The sequence below is a fragment of the Pseudomonas sp. RIT-PI-a genome (assembly GCF_001187875.1).
In the GTDB taxonomy this organism is placed as follows: domain Bacteria; phylum Pseudomonadota; class Gammaproteobacteria; order Pseudomonadales; family Pseudomonadaceae; genus Aquipseudomonas; species Aquipseudomonas coleopterorum.
Genome location: NZ_LGIR01000015.1, coordinates 79,613 through 97,686 on the forward strand (window position 1 = coordinate 79,613; position 18,074 = coordinate 97,686).

Here is an 18,074-nt window from a genome sequence, read left to right on the forward strand (position 1 = left end):
GGTCAACCACGCAGCACCCAGACCCCGGATGCGGCAATCAGGCCCATGCCCACGATCATGATGGCGTCGGGGACTTCATTGAACAGGGCAAAGCCCCAGAACATCGCAAACAGCAGGTAGCTGTAATCGAACGTGCCCACGATCGTGCTCGGGCCTAACTGATAGGCCTTGGCAACGCCCACGCTCATCAGCACCATCAGTACCGCAAGTACACTCAGCAATCCCCACTGCGCAGGCCCCAGCGATACCCAATGCGGCGCCAGGAAACCTTCGTGCACAGGCTCCGATGATGGGCTCTGCAACCGATGGCCCAGCAACACCAGTGCCCCGACCAGGCACAGGCAGAGGTTGAGATTGAGCGCCAGCGACAACGCGCAGTGGCTGGCGCATCGAGTGCGCGTCACTACAGCCGCCACGGCGTAAAGCAAGGCTGCCAGCACCGGCAACAGCGACATGGCGGAAAAATGTTCAGCCGTTGGCCGCAGGATCAGCAGTACGCCAAGGAAACCCAAAGCAATGGCCATCCAGCGACGTGGATTTACCTGCTCGCGCAGCACCTTTGCCGACAGCAGGGCAATGAACAGCGGCGCGGTATAGAGCGCCAGCGCGGCCAGGCTCAGACTCACATGCGGCAGTGCAGCGTAGAAGGCGATCCACATCAGCGTGAGGGCCGCACTGCGCAGCAGTGTCCAGCGATCCCATGTCAGTTGAAGCCCCGTGGTGCTGCGCTGCGACAGGCACAGCCACAGCAGGAGCAGGGCAATGGCGATCGTGGAACGAATGACGTACAGCTGCCATACCGTGAACTGGGCGCTGCCCAGCTTGATCAATGCATCGGATGTCGCGACCAGGAATACCGAACCGGTGATCAGCCCCGCACCTGCGCGTGTATCGTTGAGGTGCCGTCGCTGTTCCATGCCGTGGTGAGTCCAGGCGGTGAGTCTTTGCATGATGCCCTAAAAGGTGACATGGTCTGTAACGACCATTTATTCGGCCAGGGCAACTTCAGGTTATGGAAAACCTCCGGCGTAAATTACCGCCACTTTCAAGTCTCATCCCATTCGAAGCAGCCGCCAGGCTACAGAGTTTCTCCCGTGCGGCGGACGAGTTGCACCTTACCCAGACCGCCATCAGCCGCCAGATTCGTTCGCTCGAAGAGAACCTGGGTGTGCAGTTGTTCGATCGCAAGAGCCGTGGCGTTTTTCTTACCGACGCCGGTGAAAGCTATCGCCAGACGGTTGCCGCCGCCTTGCGGGATATTGCCCAGCGGACCGAAGAGCTGCGTCAGCATCAGTCGTCGGCACGGGTCGTGGTGCTGTCGTCGCAATTGGTCGAAGCGTTCTACCTGTTCATGCCCGCGCTGGCAGGCTTTCATCAGAAGCATCCGCAGATCGAATTACGCCTGCATTCGACATTGGCTGCTATCGGTGACGAGCGCGAGCGCTTCGATGTGGCGGTCCAGACCCTGGGCCGTGCCAGTGCCGATCACGTCCTGCTGTTCAGCGCACCTGATGAAGTCTTCCCGGTCTGCAGCCCTGCCTACTTCGATAGCATCTGCCGGCGGTTGACCCTTGAAGAGTTGCCCAACTGCCGCCTGCTGCACTACGAGCCGAGCAGGCAAGATTTCGTGGGCTGGGACCAGTGGCTGGAATATGTCGGTGCGCCGTTTCGGGTGGGTCGCAAGGGGATGGGCTTCAACAGTTTTCCGGTCATGATGCAAGCGGCGTTGGAAGGCCATGGCGTGGCACTGGGCTGGGGGATGACGACACGGCAGATGCTTGAAGATGGCAGGTTGGTGCGCCTGTTCGACAAGCGCTTGGCGATGACCGACGCACTGGGCGTCTACAAGTGGCATGCCAATCCGCTCTCGCCGGCGGCCGGCCTGTTGGTGCAATGGCTGCAACAGCTTTTGCTCGAGTTCAAGCCCGGCGTGGAGTCGGTCTCGGCCTGAGGGGTCACATCACCGCGTTGCGCAGCGACAGGCAGCCAAGCAACGACTGCACGCAGCACGTGGCACTCATGTTGGCGGTCGTCAGCCTGACCTGGGGAGCCAGCGGCGCTTCGTAAGCGGCGCTCACGCCGGTGAAATGGCTCAGGGCACCGCCGCGTGCCTGGCGATACAGGCCTTTGGGATCCCGCGCTTCGGCGAGCGCCAGGGGGGTATCGACGAAGACTTCGACGAAGGCATCGCTGCCGATGATTTTCTGCGCCAGCGCCCGGTGTGCAGAGCGCGGCGAGATCAACGCGGCCAGGACGATGCAGCCCTGGAGGCAGAACAGGCGCGCGACTTCAGCGGTTCGACGTACGTGCTCCAGGCGGTCGCTATCGCTGAAGCCGAGGTCTTGGCAGAGCCCACGCCGCAATTCGTCACCGTCGAGCACTACACAGGCATAGCCCAACTCTTCGAGCTCCACTTGCGTGGCCCGGGCGATGGTGGTCTTGCCAGCGGCGGGGATGCCGGTCAGCCACAGCACCGTGGGGCGCGTGCTGGCCAGCCGCCGGTGTGGCAGTCGAAAGGTGCCGTGGGGGGATCTAAGCATCGCGTGCTCCAGGGTCGGCAAGTGCTGCCAGTACCCTCTTCTGGATATCGTGTACGGCATGTTCGCTGAAACCGCTGCGCAGCGCATCCACCATCAACCGTCCCCCAGAGTAGCCCAGGCTGTGCAGGCCTTTCTGGACACTCTCGCACAGGGGCAGATCTTCTTCACGGACCACCGCAACGAAATCGATCACGGCCTGCTCCTGGGGATCGGGCTGGGGGCCTTGGGTGAACCATTGCACACGCTGCTCACAGCGTTGCGGTCCCGTGGGTACGTGATGCAACAGGTTCATGTACCCGCCCGGATAGACCTCGATGCACAGGTTTGGCCAAACGTACCAGGCACCGAATTCGCCCGTGCGCGGCGCGCCGGGGTTGGTCGCGTAGCCTTGCCGTTCGCCTTGGTCGGCGCTCAGATGGGCATGGAAGCCCGGATGCAGATCGATACGGTAGCTGCTCAGGTCCAGTGTCTGCTGCGACAGGCTGGGATGACAGCCGGGGCAGTGATAGCACTCTGAATAGTTTTCCACCGAGACCTTCCAGTTTGCCTGCAGTGCATAGGTATGGCTGTAGCTGTGGTAGAGCGACTCTGGCGCAGGCGAGAAGCTGCGCAGTTGCGCCTCCAGCCCGGCGAGCTGGCTGGCCAATGGTGCGGCGTCGGGGTCCAGATTGAAGAAGACCAGCCCGCACATCACCTCCAGGCGCACGCTGGCCAGGCGGGCACGCCCAGGTTCGAAACCTGCCACGTCGCAGCTGTGCCGAGCGCTGAGCAAGCTGCCTGCGTGGTCGTAGCGCCAGGCATGGTAGGGGCAGGTGATTGCGCCACGCAGTTGCCCGCAGCCTTCGAGCAGGCGATGGGCGCGGTGCTGGCAGACGTTGTGGAACGCCCTGAGCTGGCCGTCCTGGCCATGCACCACCAGTACGCTCTGCTGGCCGATGTCGCAGACGATAAAGCTGCCTTCGACCGCCAGCGCGGAAACATGGCAGGCGTACTGCCAAGTGCGATGGAAAATGGCCTGCAGTTCCTGATCGTAATGTGCGGCGTCGAAATAGAAAGCGCCGGGGAGGTTGTAGGCGTGCTCGGCATCGGGATGAAAAGCACCGACGTCGAGGCTCGTACAGAGGTGTTCTGCGCCATATTCATTCATGGACGGCCACCGCATCGCCCAGGGTTTGCGGGCACAAGGTCAGGCCCAAGCCGGGGCTGTCATCCAGTCGCGCAATGCCGCGGGTCACGCTTACGCCGCCATGTGCGGTGACGATGCTGTGATGGCGGCAGGCGTTCCAGCTGGCGCGCAGGTATTGATGGGGGGTGGCGATGGCCAGGTGCATGGCCGCAGTGTCGGCGATCTGGCTGCCGCCCACGTCTTCGATGTTCATCTGGATGCCGCGCTCAATGCAGTAGTCGCGCAGATGCCGGGCCTTGGTCAGCCCGCCGACCCGGGCGATCTTCAAACCGATGACCTGGGCGGTATGGCGGGCACAGGCGCGGTACAGATCGCCGGCGTCGTGAATGCATTCGTCCAGAATCAGCGGCTGGTGCGTCAGCCTGCGCACATGCTGGCACTGTTCCAGTGTCTGGCAAGGCTGCTCGAAATGAACCTCGGGGTCCTTGACGGCGTTCATCACCGCGATTGCCTGGGCCGGCAGCCAAGCGCGATTGGCGTCGAAGGTCAGGTGGTCTCCGCGCACGCGATCGGCCAACAGGCTCTGGATCCGTGAAAGGTCGGCCGACACACCCGATCCGACCTTGCACGAATGGGTCCGGTAGCCTTCGGCATGCGCTTGGTGCATGTCGACAACCATCTGCCGGGGCGTTGAGGTGGGGATGCTGCTTTGCAGGGTCAATTCGGTGTTCAGGCGTCCGCCGAGGAGCGTGTGCACTGGCAGGTTGCAGTAGCGCCCCAGAATGTCCCAGCAAGCCATGTCCACGGCGGTCTTGACGTAGGGGTGGCCTGGCAATGCCAGGTCCATGACCTGATTGATCGCATTCAGGTTCAGCGGGTTGCAGCCCAGCAGATGAGGCGCCAGTTCGGCCAGTCCGGCGCGCACGCCGCGGGCGAAGGCCGGCAGGTAGGACGAGCCCCACGGACAGCTTTCGCCGATCCCGGACAAGCCTTGGTCCGTCTCGATCACCACGATGGTACTGTCCAGCGCGCTGTAGTGCAGACGTCCGCCGGACAGTGCGTAGGGCTTGTCCAGAGGCAGGTCCACTTGGTAGATGCGCAGGCGGCTGATTTTCATGATGCCTGCCTCGCAGGCTGGGGGGCGAGCACAGTGTCGAGCGCCAGGGCTTGCAGAATGGGCAGATGCAACGATTCCATCAGCCTTGGGAAATCGTGCAGCAGTGCCACATGAGGTACATAGCTGTCACGTTGATCATCCACCCAGCTGGCGCCACAACTGTGGCTGACCACCTGCTCGAGCAGCGATGGCTCCAGGCCCATGGCGTCCCCCAGTTGCAATGCTTCCTGCAGGATGGTGTGGTTGGTCCAGGCCATGACTTCCAGTAGGCACTGGGCGTAGTGGCCGCATGCAGGATGGGTGAGCGTATAGCCAAAGTGCTCCGGCAGGCTGGGCTTGCGTCGGCCGCGTGCGTCGATCACGAAAGTGTCGGGATGGCGATAGGTTCGGTCGGCGCCATAAGGCGAGGGTGCGGTGAAACCGTCGATCAACAGGCGACGCTGGTTTTCGGCTTCCATCAATGCCACCACCTTGAGGTGGTTGGCGTGGGCCGGGTAACGACCGCCGGCCTGGCGATAGCGCGCCTCGATCAGCCGACCCAGTGGCAGGTCAACGCCGAGCTCGTCGGCCAGAGCCACCGTCAGGGCCATGTCCTTGACGGTGATTTCCAAGGTGCAGGAGTGATCGTAACTGCCGTCCAGGAGCATTGGCGTGACCTGGTCGACGACGAAGCAGTTGGCTTGCGAATGCTTCGCCACATTCCATAACCAATGCAGGTCCAGTCCCTGGTTCTGGGCTACCAGCAGCAACTCGCCCCACGCCAGGGTCGCGCAGTAGAACAGCAGGTTGGTCAGTAACTTGACCGACTGACCATGGCCGATGGCACCCACGTGGAAGCGGTGTTGACCCATCGCGTCCAGTGCCGGACGGGCAATGTCATAGGCCTTTTTCTCACCGCCGACATAGAAGCAGACGTTGTTGAAGTCCACGCCCATGTGCGAGAGGTTGCTCACGGGGGCCTCCAGGCTCATGACGCCGCGCAGCACGGCCATTCGGGCGATGTCCAGGGTGTTGTGGTAATCGGTGGTCGAGGTGTCGATCCATACTGCACCGCTGGCCAGGGCGGTGAGTGCGCCATTGTTGCCGATCATGGTTTCGCGCACATGGCTGGGCAGTGGCAGGCAGGTGATCAGGATGGCGTTGCCCACGGCCGCTGCCGCAGGGGTCGATGCCCACTGCGCGCCTTGACCGCAAACCCAGCGTTCGCAGCTGGGATCATGATCGTGGACAGTCACGATGAAGCCTTTTTTCAGCAGTGCAGTCACGAACGGGCGCCCCATGTTGCCGGCACCGATAAAGCCAATGGAAAGGGTCATCGAGCGATTCCTTGAATGTTCAAACCAGTTGGCGGGCCCTTCCAGCGCCCTGTTTGCGTACCCAGATCGAGTCGAAGTTGTCCAGCATGACTTCGGCCGTGGAAAAGCTTGGCCCGTCGTCGATGGGCGTGATGATCGCGTCGATGTCCGGGTAGATGAAAAAAGCCAGAGACACCCGAGCGCTGGGCTGACGATGCAGGACTTGGTGAGCGGTACTGACCAGACGTCCATGGGTCCAGCGTTGCAGCAGATCACCCAGATTGACCAGCACGGCGTCTTCCAGGCACGGCACGTCGCGCCACTGGCCGCGGGTATGGACGCGCAGTGACGGCTGCGGCAGGGGTTGCTGGATCAGCACGGTAAGAAAGCCGTTGTCGGTGTGCTTTCCGGCCGTTCCCGACCTGGCCGGGTAATACGAGGCGCGCTGGATCAGGGTTGGCCGGCGAAAATGTGCATCGAAGGCGTGCGCAGGCAGGGTCAGCGCGGTGGCGATCGCACGGCGCAGGTTCGGGAACAGGTGTTCCATGACCTCGCCCTGCAAGGCATAGGCGCTGGCGTTGAGGCCAGGAGCCACATGCTCGTCGGGCAGTACGCTGGGGCCACTGAAGGGCGCGCATCCGGGCCGGTCGATGCCCCAGTCCAGATGCTGCTTGTTGTCCGGGCCGGCATCCGGGTGCAGGGTTTCGCCGTATGCACCGACGTAGCCGCGTGCAGTGGGCGGGTAGCCGGGCTGCTGATCATGACCGAAACGCTGCTTGACCGACTCGGGTAGCGCGAAAAAGGCCTGGGCGGCGTTCAGGTATCGCTCGATCAGCACGGCCGAGAGGCCATATTCGACCAGATAGAAAAAGCCGTCGTGCACGCATGCATCGTGCAGCTGGGCAACAGACTGCGGTTCGCATGCGGCCAGTTGCGCAAGGGAAATGACCGGCAGTACCGGTGTGTCATGAGCGCCGTTCATGCGACGTGCAAGGCCAGGTAGTGGGCTTTGGCGTTCTGCAGGTAGCGGGCCGACATCTGCCCTTGCAGTACGCTCACCCCCTGCTCATCCTCGAGTGCCTGCAGCAGTGGCTCGAAGCCGGCGGTGTCGTAATAGGCCTCGCGAATGCTCACCACCACCACGCCACCCGATTGCGTCATGCCGATCAGGCCACGCAGCGCGGAGGCCGGCAGATGCCCAGGAATAAAGGCACCGCAGCACACAACCGCATCGAAGCGGCGGAGCATATCGGGCGGCAGCGGCTGGGTCAGATCTATCTGGCTGTACAGATGCTGATAGGCCTGGGTAGCTTGGGCCTGGTCGATCATGGGTTTGGACAGGTCACACCCGCTGATCTGGCGATAGCCGCGTTCATGCAGCGTACGCCCGACCAGGCCGGTACCGCAGCAGGCATCGAGAACACTGCTGACGTGGCGGACAGCGGGGCACTGCGCCACGGCGTCGAGCAGATCGACCACCATGGTTGGGCCGCAATAGGCTTCGGCTTCGACATCGGCATCGTAGTGACGAGCCCAGTGATCGTAGTAACGCTCCAGATGGTGAGTGCTGTGGTGCGACAGCGCATCAGCAATCGAACGGGTGCTCGAAGTCTTCGGCGCAAGAGCCGAAGGTATGACGGTGGTGGCTGCATCCATGATTCGAATCTCGAAGGAAAACTGTTGGGCGGGTTGGCTGTCGTAAGAGTTAGCAGCGCCGCCAGACAGGGTCAATCGAGCTGAAATGGCCTTGATTCGAAAGAAAATTTACAGCCGCAGACGGGGCTCCTGGGCTGGCACGGTGTTGCACGCGCGTCGATCAAGGCAGCGTACCGCCGCCCCCCGGAAACACGCCTTGTCGGGACTGTAAGATCCTTTACGACGCACGATCACGCGCAATCGCCAATGCCCGATCCATGATTTTTTCGCCGGGCACGCCGTCAATTTAATCGTGGCTCACAGAGCAGGATTCACGGCACTTTTCGGGATGACCATCGTCCTGTTTTGCGCTAGGCTCTGCGACGGCCCATGCTGCCCGCCGCTCGCTCCGCAAGGAAAGGTGAAAGCATCTTCGAGCAACGCCCTCATACCTCTCTTGATCGTCGAGGTCTGGCAACGCGAGCACCAGCATGCATCGACTCGGGAGTTGTCATGTTTTCTATCGAGCAAGCCAAGCAGATGGCCAGGACGTTGCGCGTTGGGCTGCAGGCGCAGGGTCATGAAGTGTCCCATTCCAGCGCTTTGGAAATGGTCGCCCGGCAACTGGGGCACAAGGACTGGAACACCGCATCAGCCAGCCTGGCGCCGATCGCTTCTTCGATCATCGGCTTCGACCGGGCCATCCCCATCCTGCGGATTTTCGACGAACCCAAGGCCCGCGAGTTCTACCTGGACTTTCTGGGCTTCGAGGTCGAGTTCGAGCATCGTTTCGAGGCCGACCTGCCGCTGTACCTGGGCGTCGTGCGCGGAGCTCTGCACCTGCATCTATCCGAACATCATGGCGATAGCTCGCCAGGCTCGACCGTGTTCGTGCCGATGCAGGGTGTGGAAGCGTTGCGCGACGAACTGCTGGCCAAGCGTTATGGCTATGGGCGCCCGCAGATCGTCGATCAGGGGTGGGGAAGGGTATTGGAAGTGTATGACCCGTTCGGCAACCGGATTCGCTTCTGCGAAGGGTGACAGCGGCCTGATCTAGGCCGTGATTTCGAGAAACTTGCGCACCCGTTCGGTATCAGGGTTGCTGAAGAACTTCGACGGTGGGGCTTTTTCGATGATCCGGCCCTTGTCCAGAAACACCACTTGATCGGACACGGCGCGGGCGAACTCCATTTCGTGGGTGACCACGATCATGGTGTAGCCCTCGCTGGACAGGTTCTTCATCACCTGCAACACCTCGCCGACCCGCTCGGGATCGAGTGCCGAAGTGGGCTCGTCGAACAGGATCACCTCCGGGCTCATGGCCAGCGCTCGGGCAATGGCCACCCGTTGCTTCTGGCCACCGGACAGCGTGTAGGGGTAGGCCTCGTGCTTGTCGGCCAGGCCGACCTTTTCCAGCAGTTCCACGGCGATGGCACGCGCTTGGTCCTTGGGCATGCGCTTGACGTAGATCGGTGACTCCATGACGTTCTGGATCACGCTCAGGTGCGGCCACAGGTTGAAGCCCTGAAACACCATGCCGGTGCGGGCGCGCAGCGTGGCCAGCTCTTTGCTGGTCATCTTGCGGCGGGTCTGCTCATTGATGCCGATGCGCTGGCCAGCGATGTGGATGCTGCCCCGATCCGGCTCCTCCAGCCAGTTGATGCAGCGCAGCATGGTCGACTTGCCGGAGCCCGAGGAGCCCAGCACGCTGACCACTTCGCCCTTGTTCACCACCAGGTCGATGTCGCGCAACACCTCGACGCCGTCGAAACTCTTGGACAGCTTGCGGATACTGACCGCCGGGATGGCGATGCTGGGTTCAGACATGGTCGAATCCTCTTCTGGCGCCGAAACGGCCGGCGCGCTTGAGCGCCAGCTCCAGGCAGATGCTGATCAGCCAATACATCACGATCACCACCACGAACGCCTGGGTCGGGATGAAATAGGTGGACTGCACCGAGTTGGCGGCGGCAGTGAGTTCCTGCACGGTGATGATGGTCAGAAAAGCGGTGTCCTTCAGCGCAATGATCAACTGGTTGCCCAGCAGGGGACGGGTCTTGATCAGCAGTTGCGGCAGGGTGATGTGCAGGTACAGACGCAGCGGGGTGAAACCGTGCGCCTTGGCGGCTTCGATGTAACCCTCGGGCAATACCAGGCGGCTGCCGCGCAGGATCTCGGCGAAATACGCTGCATGGTAGATCACCAGTGCCAGCAGGCCGGCGGTCCAGGCGCTCATGCGCAGACCCAGTTCCGGTAGGCCGTAATACAGCAGGTAAGCGAGAATCAGGAACGGCAGGGTGCGCATCAGGTTGATCCAACCGCGCACGACTATGGACAGCCGGTTGCGCTCCTCGAGCAGGAACACCCAGGCGCAGCCCAGTACGAAGGCGCAGAGGATCGATAGCGCGAACAGCCCCAGAGTGGCCAGCAGGCCATCGAGGAACAGCGTCCGTGCCTCCCACAGAATGGTCCATTCAGTCATGTCGATGATTCCTCACATGGCCAGCCGATTGGCTTTTCGTTCCGCCAGCCCTTGCAGCTTGAGCAGTACGCCGATGATCAGCATGTACAGCACGGCGGCGGCGAGGATGGGCGGCAGCGGATCGTAGGTCACCGCCGAGATGCGGTTGGTGACGCGGGTCAGGTCGACGATGCCGATCACGGCCACGGCCGGGCTGCCCTTGATCAGAAACGACATCTCGTTGACCAGGCCGGGCAGGCTGGTGGTGATCATTTGCGGCAACATGATGCGGCGAAAGAACACCCCACCGGTCATGCCGCAGGCCAGCGCGGCCTCGCGCTGGTCGCGGGAGAAACTGAGGAAGGCGGCACGCCAGATTTCCGCATTGAACGCGGCGGTGTTCAGGGTCATGGCGACGATGGCGGCCGTGTTGCGGTTCATGTTGATGCCGAACACCGGCGCCGAGAGGAACAGGAACAGCACCAGGGTCACCAGCGGTGTGGCCCTGGCCAGGCTGATATAGAGCACCAGCAATTGCTCGACGAACGGGACCTTGGCCAGGCGGATCAGGGCGATGACCAGACCCAGGACGACACCGATGCCGATGGCGATGCCGCATAGCCACAGGGTGGTCCAGGCGCCTTCGAGCAAGAGTAGCCAGGCGTGTGTGTTCATGGCAGGCATCCTTGGCTGGGGGTTTTGCGTTGTATGTTCCGGCCTCTTCGCGGGCAGAGCCCGCTCCCACAGGGATGAGTGATAAGCCGCGTAGACCTGTGGGAGCGGGGCGGGCGGCGAGCCATCTGCCCGCGAAGAGGCCAGACCGGTACAACCCGATCATTCAGGCGATCACTTCATCCCCGCCAACGTGTGGAACTGCTCGACGTTGGTGATCGGCTCCTTGGGCATGTCCGGGAAGGCTTCGCCGAACCACTTGGTCTGCAACGCGGCCAGACGCCCGTTGGCGCGGATCTGGTCCATGAAGCCGCTGAGGAACGTGAGCAGCTCCGGGCTGTTCTTCGGCACGGGCCAGGCGGCGAAGCCGGCGCCCGACACGGCAATGCCCTTGGCGAAGGTGTCGCCGCGGGTCTTGATCAGGTCGTTCACCGAGATCAGCGCGTTCACGGCGTAGTCCAGGCGACCGTTGGCCAAATCGGCGTAGATTTCCGGGTACGACGGATACTCCACCACCTTGCCCATCTCGCAACCCTTGTCCTTCATCATTTTCTTGAGCTCGGGCAGGCGTGCCAGCAGTGCGCTGCCGGCCTGCACGCCGACGGTCTTGCCGCACAGGCTGGCGATATCGCTGAGGCGCTTGTCATCGGCACGCTTGACGTAGAAGTGCTGGGCGGACGCGAAAGGCGGGGCGAAGTTGAACACGCGCAGACGTTCATCGGTGACCAGGGCGCCGGTGAAGGCCACGTCGTACTGGCCGGAAGAAACCGACGCAAGCAGCCCGGTCCAGGGCAGGATGTCTTGCTTGACATCGATGTTCTGGGTTTTGGCGTAGGCCTTGAGGTCCTCCAGCAGCTCCTTGTGAAAGCCTTCGGGTTTGCCATCGACGATGTAGTTGAACGGTGCGTAGTCATCCTCGGTGGCGACACTCAGGAAACCTTTGCTCTTCACCTCGGCGAGGTCGGCATGGGCGCCGAACGAGGCCGAGAGTACCAGCGTGGCCAGGCTCAACGTGCGCAGCAGGCCCAGGGATGTGCCGGTCATCGAACGCTTGCGGGGTTGCTTCATGGATGCTGCTCCCGAGGGTTGAAATAGGCCTGATCGTTTCGCTGAACGAAGGCGTTCAGTGGCATGGCCTCAACCTTAGTGAGGCGTCTGCGCACAGCGATAGGGGCAGTTGGGCACATTCGACTGGCCAGTTGCGTGCGCAAAAAAGCATGGCGCGCTATTTGCAAAGTCCATCGATCGGCATGGGTGCCAACAGGTTGGCTCGCCCTGGGAACCGGGCGGGTCCAGGACAGGTGAAAGCGCTTCGACGCGGATCAATCCGCGGCGGGCCATCGCGGAGCGAGAGCATGATCGATCACGTGTTTTACCTGGATTTCGACCAGCAGCGCGGCTTGCAGGAGCAACTGCGCGAGTCTCTGGTGTCGGCGATTCTGGGCGGAGGGTTTCCACCCGATGAGCCCTTGCCGTCGTGCCGCAAGCTGTCCCAGCAATTGAGCATCTCGCGCAATACCGTGGCACTGGTGTACGAGAGCCTGCTGGATAACGGCTATCTGGTGAGCCGCCCTCGCAGTGGTTACTACCTGCATGCCGACTACTGCGGCGGCGATGCGCGCAACGCCTGGCCATCGTTCAGTCGTCACCGTCCGGTCGGCTACAGCGATACCTGCGATGCGGAGCGCGCTCCGGATTGGGCCGGGCGCCTGAAGATGCTCCCCAGTTTGAAGCACGGCGTCCTGCGGCCCGGTGACTGGAGTGGCTTCAGCTACCCGTTCATCTACGGGCAGCCCATACGGGACTTGTTCCCGTTGGAACGCTGGCGTGAAGTGTCGCGCAATACCCTGCGCAGCGAACGCGATCAAGGCTGGTTGTGCGATCGTTTCGACCGCGACGATCAGATGCTCATCGAACAGCTGCGCACCCGCGTGCTGCCCAAGCGGGGCATCTGGGCCAGCTCTGACGAAATCCTCCTGACCCTGGGCTCGCAGAACGCGCTGTACCTGCTGGCTACATTGCTGATGACGCATGGCGTCAAGGTGGCCATCGAGAACCCCGGTTTTCGCGATGCCCTGAGCATCTTCGAATTGCAAGGCGCTCACGTGCACAAGCAGGACATCGACGCTGAAGGGCTGGTGGTGGATGCTCGCCTGGACGACTGTGACTACCTCTATGTGACGCCGGGCCATCAGGTGCCCACCGGCATCGCCATGAGTGCCGCACGACGGACCCGTTTGCTGCAGCATATTCGCCAGCACGACCAGATCCTCATCGAGGACGACTACGACGCCGAGCTCAACCTGGACCATCATCCGCAGCCCGCGCTCAAGGCCAGCGACAGCAGTGGACGGGTGATCTACCTGAGCAGCTTGTCGAAAGCCTTTTCACCGGGGCTGCGCCTGGGTTACATGGTGGCCGATGCCGAACTGATCAGCGAGCTGCGGGCCCTGCGCCGCTTGATGTACCGGCACCCGCCGTTGAACAACCAGCGCATGCTGGCCGAGTTTCTCGCTCAAGGTCACTACGATGCCCACCTGCGCCGCTTTCGCGAGGAGCATGGGCGGCGACGTGCCTCGATGCAGGACGCTGTGAGCCGATGTCTGAGCAGTTGCCAGCACCTGGGCAGCGATAGTTCCAGCGCATTCTGGCTCAAGGCACCGGCCGGCGTGGATACCCAGAAACTGGCGTGGGCGGCGGCGCAGAAGAGCATTCTGATCGAATCCGGAGCGCAGTTCTTCTTCAAGCCCGCACCGCCCGGGAATTTCATGCGGCTGGGGTTTCATGCCATCGACGCCGACAAGATCCGGCCAGGGATAGAGCAGTTGGCCGGGGTGCTGGAGGGTGTGTGAGGAGCTTGAGTCTTGTGGTGCTTGTGCTGGCCTCTTCGCGGGCGGCGAGCTCTCTGCCCGCGAAGAGCCCAGCCCATTCACCGCATATACCTGCCCGAAAACTCACCGATCACCTCATCGAAAATCCCCAGCGCTTCCTCCACCTGGGCGGCATTGACGATGCACGGCGGCACCACGTGCAAGCGGTTCTCGACGATGAACGTCAGCAATCCGCGCGCCTGAAACGCCGCTTTCATCTGGCCCATCACCGGAGCGGCCAGCGGCGTCTTGAGCTTTCTGTCGCTGATGAACTCCAGCGCCCAGAACAGGCCGATCCCGCGGGCCTCGCCGATCAACGGGTACTTCGCCGCCAGCGCCCGCAAGCCAGGCCCCAGCACTTCATGGCCGATCTGCCGGGCGTTGTCGACGATGCCTTCCTCGGCCATCACATCCAGCGTCGCCACAATGGCCGCCATGGCCAGCGGATGCCCGGAATAGGTCAGGCCGCCGGGGAAGAAATGGTCATCGAAATACTCGGCAATGGGTTTGGAAATCATCACCCCGCCGGCGGGCACGTAGCCGGAGTTGACCCCTTTGGCGAAGCAGATCAGGTCCGGCACGATGTCGAAATGGTCCAGTGCCAGCCAGCTGCCGGTGCGCCCGAAACCGGCCATCACTTCATCGAGAATCACCAGAATGCCGTACTCGTCGGCCAGCGCGCGCACGCCGGCCAGGTAGCCCTTGGGCGGCACCAGGATGCCGGCCGTGCCGGGTACGCTTTCCAGCAGGATGGCCGCAATGGCAGCCGGGCCTTCGCATTCGATGACCCGGCGCAGGTACTGCAGTGCGCGTTCACATTCTTCCTGCTCGTTGGTGGCATGAAACTCGGTGCGAAACAGGTACGGATTGAAGAAATGCACATGGCCGCGGGCGAATTCATTGGGCACTCGCCGTGGATCGCCCGTGGCGACGATGGCCGCGCCGGTGCTGCCATGGTAGGAGCGGTAAGCGGAAAGAATCTTGTCGCGCCCGGTGAACAGCCGCGCCATGCGCATGGCGTTCTCGTTGGCGTCCGCGCCGGCATTGGTGAAAAACACTTTGCTGAAGTGGCTCGGCGCCCGCGCCAGGGTGCGCTTGGCCGCCCCACCGCGCATCAGGTTGGCCGTGGCTGGGGCCACCGTGACCAGGCTGCTGGCCTGCTCGACGATGGCCGCGATGACTTTCGGATGCTGATGGCCAATGTTGGTGTTGACCAACTGACTGCTGAAGTCCAGATACTCGCGCCCCTCGTAGTCCCACAGCGTGCAGCCCTGGCCACCGGCGATCACCAGCGGGTTCAGCGCGCCCTGGGTCGACCAGGAATGGAACACGAATTCGCGGTCCAGGGCGTACACGTAGTCGTTGGAAACGGGCGTGCTCATGGGCTACCTCTGCAGGATCGTAGTCAGCCAAGGCTGGTGGCGGGGCCGTGAGCGCACGGCGGTGGCTCACGATAGGAACAAACAGGGCCGCGTCCGTAGGGCCAGATGGGCTGAAACAGTGGGTCAGGCAGTTCGACTGGCCCAGGCAAACCGCGTAACTGTCCCTTGGCCCGCGGCTGGTTTTGGCTACGCTTGGCAGTCTCTCTCCAGCATTTTCAGGACCCGTGACCATGGCTCATAGTTTCGATATCCACCCCGCTGTCAGCCCTATGACGCGTACGGCCAGTCTCGACAGCCCCGAGATCCGTCAGGCGCGCATCGACTTGGCGGCCTGTTTTCGCATGGCGGCGAAACTGGGTATGGCCGAGGGGATCTGCAACCACTTTTCCTTTGTGCTGCCCGGCCATCCGCAGTTGTTTCTGGTCAACCCGTTCGGTCTGGCGTTCGCCGAAGTCACCGCGTCCTCGTTGCTGATCTGCGATTTTCAGGGGCGGGTCCTGGCCGGTGAAGGCCAGCCGGAGGCGACGGCGTTTTTCATCCACGCCCAACTGCATCGCCTCAACCCGCGTGCCACCGCCGCGTTCCATACCCATATGCCCAACGCCACGGCGCTGTGCATGCTCGAAGGCGACCCCTTCGTGTGGGCCGGGCAAACAGCGTTGAAGTTCTATGAGCGGATGGTGGTGGACGAGCACTACAACGGCCTGGCCCTGGACGATGCCGAGGGCGAGCGCATTTCGCGCGCGGCCGGTGAGGCGGATATCGTCATGCTCAAGAATCACGGCCCGCTGGTGCTCGGCCCCAGCATCGCCGAAGCGTGGGATGACCTGTACTACTTGGAACGGGCCGCCGAAGTGCAACTCAAGGCCATGGCCAGCGGCCGTCCGCTCAAGCCCGTACCCCACGCCATCGCCAGCGCCGCGTGCCGGCAGATGCTGGTCGGCAACGCCGAAAGCGCGCGTCTGCATCTGGAAAGTGTCAAGCGCGGTCTGGCGGGCAGCGGCTACGACCTGTAGATGCAGCGAGTTATCATGAAGAGGCTGGACTCGATGGCGACCCGAAGGACGCTTTCGCGGCCGATGACCGCTCCTACAGGAGTGTACGGTGTTTCGTAGGAGCGGTCTGTGGCCGCGAAACAGGCGCTGCGCAGTTTCTTGCAGCCATTAAAAAGCCGGCTTATGGCCGGCTTCTCGTCGACGATCTTGCCTTACTTTTGGTAAGCCGCAACCGCCTGCAAACTGTTGACCAGCCTGAGCTGGTGAGGGCCAAAGAATACGCACGGGCGGGTGCCTGTGCAAATCTCTTTTTCCCCTCAAGGCCAAATGCCTTCACCGCGCCCATGAAAAACCCCGGCCTTGGCCGGGGTTTTCGGTACAGCGACGGATCAGCCTTTGTACGCGGCGACCGACTTGGTGATTTCGGCGCGGGCAGCGTCTGCGTCGCCCCAGCCTTCGATCTTCACCCATTTGCCTTTTTCGAGATCCTTGTAGTTCTCGAAGAAGTGCTTGATCTGTTCCAGCAGCAGCGGCGGCAGATCGGTGTATTCCTTGACGTCCACATACAGCTGCGACAGCTTGTCGTGCGGTACGGCGATGACCTTGGCGTCGCCGCCGCCGTCGTCGGTCATGTGCAGGATGCCGACCGGACGGGCGCGGATGACCGAGCCTGGCGCAACCGGGTAAGGGGTGACGACCAGCACGTCGAGGGGGTCGCCGTCATCGGCCAGAGTGTTGGGGATGAAGCCGTAGTTGGCCGGGTAGAACATCGGCGTGGCCATGAAACGATCGACGAACAGGGTGTCGCTGTCCTTGTCGATTTCGTATTTGATCGGCGCGTGGTTGGCCGGAATCTCGATGGCGACGTAGATGTCGTTCGGCAGGTCTTTGCCAGCCGGAATCTTGCTGTAGCTCATTGGGCGTTGCCCCCGTGGTTTGGGCCAGTCTGAAGGCCGTGCAGGCCGAAAATGTGGGCGCGATTATAGGCACATTGTAGGACCGCATGCCACACGCGCCGCGGTCCGGCCCCGGTCGTGTGCAGCGCCTGCCGACGCGGCTTGCGCCGCTGCTACAGGGAATGGGTTTGCCATTAAACGTGGCGTTGGGGAATGGGATTGGCTGTCGACGACCGACGCGGTACGGATGAACGCGGTCCCCTGTAGCAGCGGCGCAAGCCGCGTCCGGGCGTTATGCAGGTCGGGGGAGGGCCGCGAGCCGTTCGAGCGGATCCTGGCGATAGAACAGGCGCAACTGCTCGTAGACCTGCAGATAGGCCTCGTGCAGCAAATCCGGCGCGGCGAAGAAATACTCGCTGGTGACGGCGAAGAACTCCGCCGGGTTTTCCGCCGCATAGGGGTCGATGGCCGTTTCCGCATCCGGATCGGCATCGAGCTGGCGATTGAGGTCGTCGTAGGCGTGCTGCATGGCGCTGGCCCAGTCGCTCACACGCATGTCGCCGTGCAGCGGTGGCAGGCCGTTGGCGTCGCCGTTGAGCATGTCGAGCTTGTGCGCCAGTTCGTGGATGACCAGGTTGTAGCCGTCCCAGCCACCGCTGGTCATCACCCCCGACCAGGCAAGGATGACCGGCCCCTGTTGCCAGGCCTCGCCACTGTGCTCGCCGTCCCACTGGTGCTCCACGCCGCTGGGATCGCGGTAACGCTGCGGGCTGACGAAATCGTCGGCGTACAGGACGATTTCGTGAAAGCCCTGATACCAGTCCAGATCGCCCAATTGCAGCAACGGTAACTGCGCCTGTGCCGCAAGGTGAAGGCGGGCGCGATCGTCGAGTTCGACACCGGGCAGACACGTCAGAGCCTTGTCCTGCAGGAACAGCACGCAGGCCTCGCGCAGGTGCTGGTCCTGCTGTGCATCGAGGCCATCGAGAATCGGCAGGTCTTCACGCACCGTTTGCCACAGTGCTTCATCGACACGGTGGCGGTCCAGAATCCGCTGGCGCCGCCAGGCCTTGTACGACCACATG

18 protein-coding genes are annotated in these 18,074 nt (G+C 62.6%); 4 read left to right on the forward strand and 14 right to left on the reverse strand.

Annotation, left to right across the window (positions count from 1 at the left end; all coding sequences use genetic code 11):
* Positions 1 to 2: 2 nt before the first annotated feature.
* On the reverse strand, positions 3 to 950 hold the full coding sequence (locus AC788_RS11890) for a DMT family transporter (protein ID WP_236690512.1): 948 nt from the start codon (positions 948 to 950) through the stop codon (positions 3 to 5).
* Positions 951 to 1,012: 62 nt separating this feature from the next.
* Between AC788_RS11890 and AC788_RS11895 the strand changes: the two genes are divergently transcribed.
* The gene (locus tag AC788_RS11895) at positions 1,013 to 1,951 is read left to right on the forward strand and encodes a LysR substrate-binding domain-containing protein (RefSeq protein ID WP_082223652.1); all 939 of its coding nucleotides are present in this window, start codon (positions 1,013 to 1,015) and stop codon (positions 1,949 to 1,951) included.
* A gap of 4 nt (positions 1,952 to 1,955) precedes the next feature.
* Here AC788_RS11895 and cysC read toward each other — a convergent pair whose 3' ends face one another.
* The 6 genes from cysC to AC788_RS11925 are packed head-to-tail and all read right to left on the reverse strand — an operon-like array spanning position 1,956 to position 7,734.
* A complete protein-coding gene (cysC, locus tag AC788_RS11900) occupies positions 1,956 to 2,540 on the reverse strand; it encodes an adenylyl-sulfate kinase (protein ID WP_049860813.1) in 585 nt (194 codons plus the stop codon).
* On the reverse strand, positions 2,533 to 3,687 hold the full coding sequence (locus tag AC788_RS11905; RefSeq protein WP_082223653.1) for an aromatic ring-hydroxylating oxygenase subunit alpha: 1,155 nt from the start codon (positions 3,685 to 3,687) through the stop codon (positions 2,533 to 2,535). Before AC788_RS11905 ends, cysC begins: the two co-directional genes overlap by 8 nt.
* Entirely contained in the window at positions 3,680 to 4,783 is a 1,104-nt protein-coding gene (locus tag AC788_RS11910; RefSeq protein ID WP_049860814.1) for a mandelate racemase/muconate lactonizing enzyme family protein, read from the reverse strand. The genes AC788_RS11905 and AC788_RS11910 overlap by 8 nt, the downstream gene beginning before the upstream one ends.
* On the reverse strand, positions 4,780 to 6,099 hold the full coding sequence (locus tag AC788_RS11915; protein WP_049860815.1) for an NAD(P)-dependent oxidoreductase: 1,320 nt from the start codon (positions 6,097 to 6,099) through the stop codon (positions 4,780 to 4,782). Before AC788_RS11915 ends, AC788_RS11910 begins: the two co-directional genes overlap by 4 nt.
* A 19-nt stretch (positions 6,100 to 6,118) precedes the next feature.
* A complete protein-coding gene (locus tag AC788_RS21375; RefSeq protein WP_082223654.1) occupies positions 6,119 to 7,060 on the reverse strand; it encodes a 2-oxoglutarate and iron-dependent oxygenase domain-containing protein in 942 nt (313 codons plus the stop codon).
* Positions 7,057 to 7,734, reverse strand: coding sequence for a class I SAM-dependent DNA methyltransferase (locus tag AC788_RS11925; RefSeq protein ID WP_049860816.1), 678 nt, complete (start codon positions 7,732 to 7,734; stop codon positions 7,057 to 7,059). The genes AC788_RS21375 and AC788_RS11925 overlap by 4 nt, the downstream gene beginning before the upstream one ends.
* A 492-nt stretch (positions 7,735 to 8,226) precedes the next feature.
* Between AC788_RS11925 and AC788_RS11930 the strand changes: the two genes are divergently transcribed.
* Positions 8,227 to 8,754: a glyoxalase superfamily protein gene (locus tag AC788_RS11930; RefSeq protein WP_049860817.1), complete on the forward strand. Its 528-nt coding sequence runs from the start codon at positions 8,227 to 8,229 to the stop codon at positions 8,752 to 8,754.
* A 12-nt stretch (positions 8,755 to 8,766) separates the two neighbouring features.
* On the opposite strand, the gene AC788_RS11935 is transcribed toward AC788_RS11930, so the two are convergent.
* The 4 genes from AC788_RS11935 to AC788_RS11950 form a co-directional block, all read right to left on the reverse strand.
* Positions 8,767 to 9,540: an amino acid ABC transporter ATP-binding protein gene (locus AC788_RS11935; RefSeq protein ID WP_090360605.1), complete on the reverse strand. Its 774-nt coding sequence runs from the start codon at positions 9,538 to 9,540 to the stop codon at positions 8,767 to 8,769.
* Positions 9,533 to 10,195, reverse strand: a complete 663-nt coding sequence (locus tag AC788_RS11940) for an amino acid ABC transporter permease (RefSeq protein WP_049860818.1) — start codon at positions 10,193 to 10,195, stop codon at positions 9,533 to 9,535. Before AC788_RS11940 ends, AC788_RS11935 begins: the two co-directional genes overlap by 8 nt.
* Before the next feature lie 12 nt (positions 10,196 to 10,207).
* On the reverse strand, positions 10,208 to 10,849 hold the full coding sequence (locus AC788_RS11945; RefSeq protein WP_049860819.1) for an amino acid ABC transporter permease: 642 nt from the start codon (positions 10,847 to 10,849) through the stop codon (positions 10,208 to 10,210).
* Between the two features lie 171 nt (positions 10,850 to 11,020).
* Complete coding sequence (locus tag AC788_RS11950) at positions 11,021 to 11,914, reverse strand: transporter substrate-binding domain-containing protein (RefSeq protein ID WP_082223655.1); 894 nt, start codon at positions 11,912 to 11,914, stop codon at positions 11,021 to 11,023.
* 287 nt (positions 11,915 to 12,201) lie between these two features.
* On the opposite strand from AC788_RS11950, the gene pdxR reads away from it, so the two are divergent.
* Entirely contained in the window at positions 12,202 to 13,698 is a 1,497-nt protein-coding gene (pdxR, locus tag AC788_RS11955) for a MocR-like pyridoxine biosynthesis transcription factor PdxR (protein WP_049860820.1), read from the forward strand.
* A 77-nt stretch (positions 13,699 to 13,775) separates the two neighbouring features.
* Here pdxR and AC788_RS11960 read toward each other — a convergent pair whose 3' ends face one another.
* Positions 13,776 to 15,098 carry an aspartate aminotransferase family protein gene (locus tag AC788_RS11960; protein WP_049860821.1) on the reverse strand — a complete coding sequence of 441 codons (1,323 nt, stop codon included), beginning with the start codon at positions 15,096 to 15,098 and terminating at the stop codon, positions 13,776 to 13,778.
* Between the two features lie 230 nt (positions 15,099 to 15,328).
* Between AC788_RS11960 and AC788_RS11965 the strand changes: the two genes are divergently transcribed.
* The gene (locus AC788_RS11965; RefSeq protein WP_049860822.1) at positions 15,329 to 16,114 is read left to right on the forward strand and encodes an aldolase; all 786 of its coding nucleotides are present in this window, start codon (positions 15,329 to 15,331) and stop codon (positions 16,112 to 16,114) included.
* Positions 16,115 to 16,482: 368 nt separating this feature from the next.
* Here the strand turns inward: AC788_RS11965 and ppa are convergent, their stop codons facing one another.
* Both ppa and AC788_RS11975 read right to left on the reverse strand, forming a co-directional pair.
* Entirely contained in the window at positions 16,483 to 17,010 is a 528-nt protein-coding gene (gene ppa, locus AC788_RS11970) for an inorganic diphosphatase (protein WP_049860823.1), read from the reverse strand.
* 271 nt (positions 17,011 to 17,281) lie between these two features.
* Positions 17,282 to 18,073 (reverse strand): zinc-dependent peptidase, encoded by a 792-nt coding sequence (locus AC788_RS11975; protein ID WP_049860824.1) that lies wholly within the window; start codon positions 18,071 to 18,073, stop codon positions 17,282 to 17,284.
* Position 18,074: the final 1 nt, after the last annotated feature.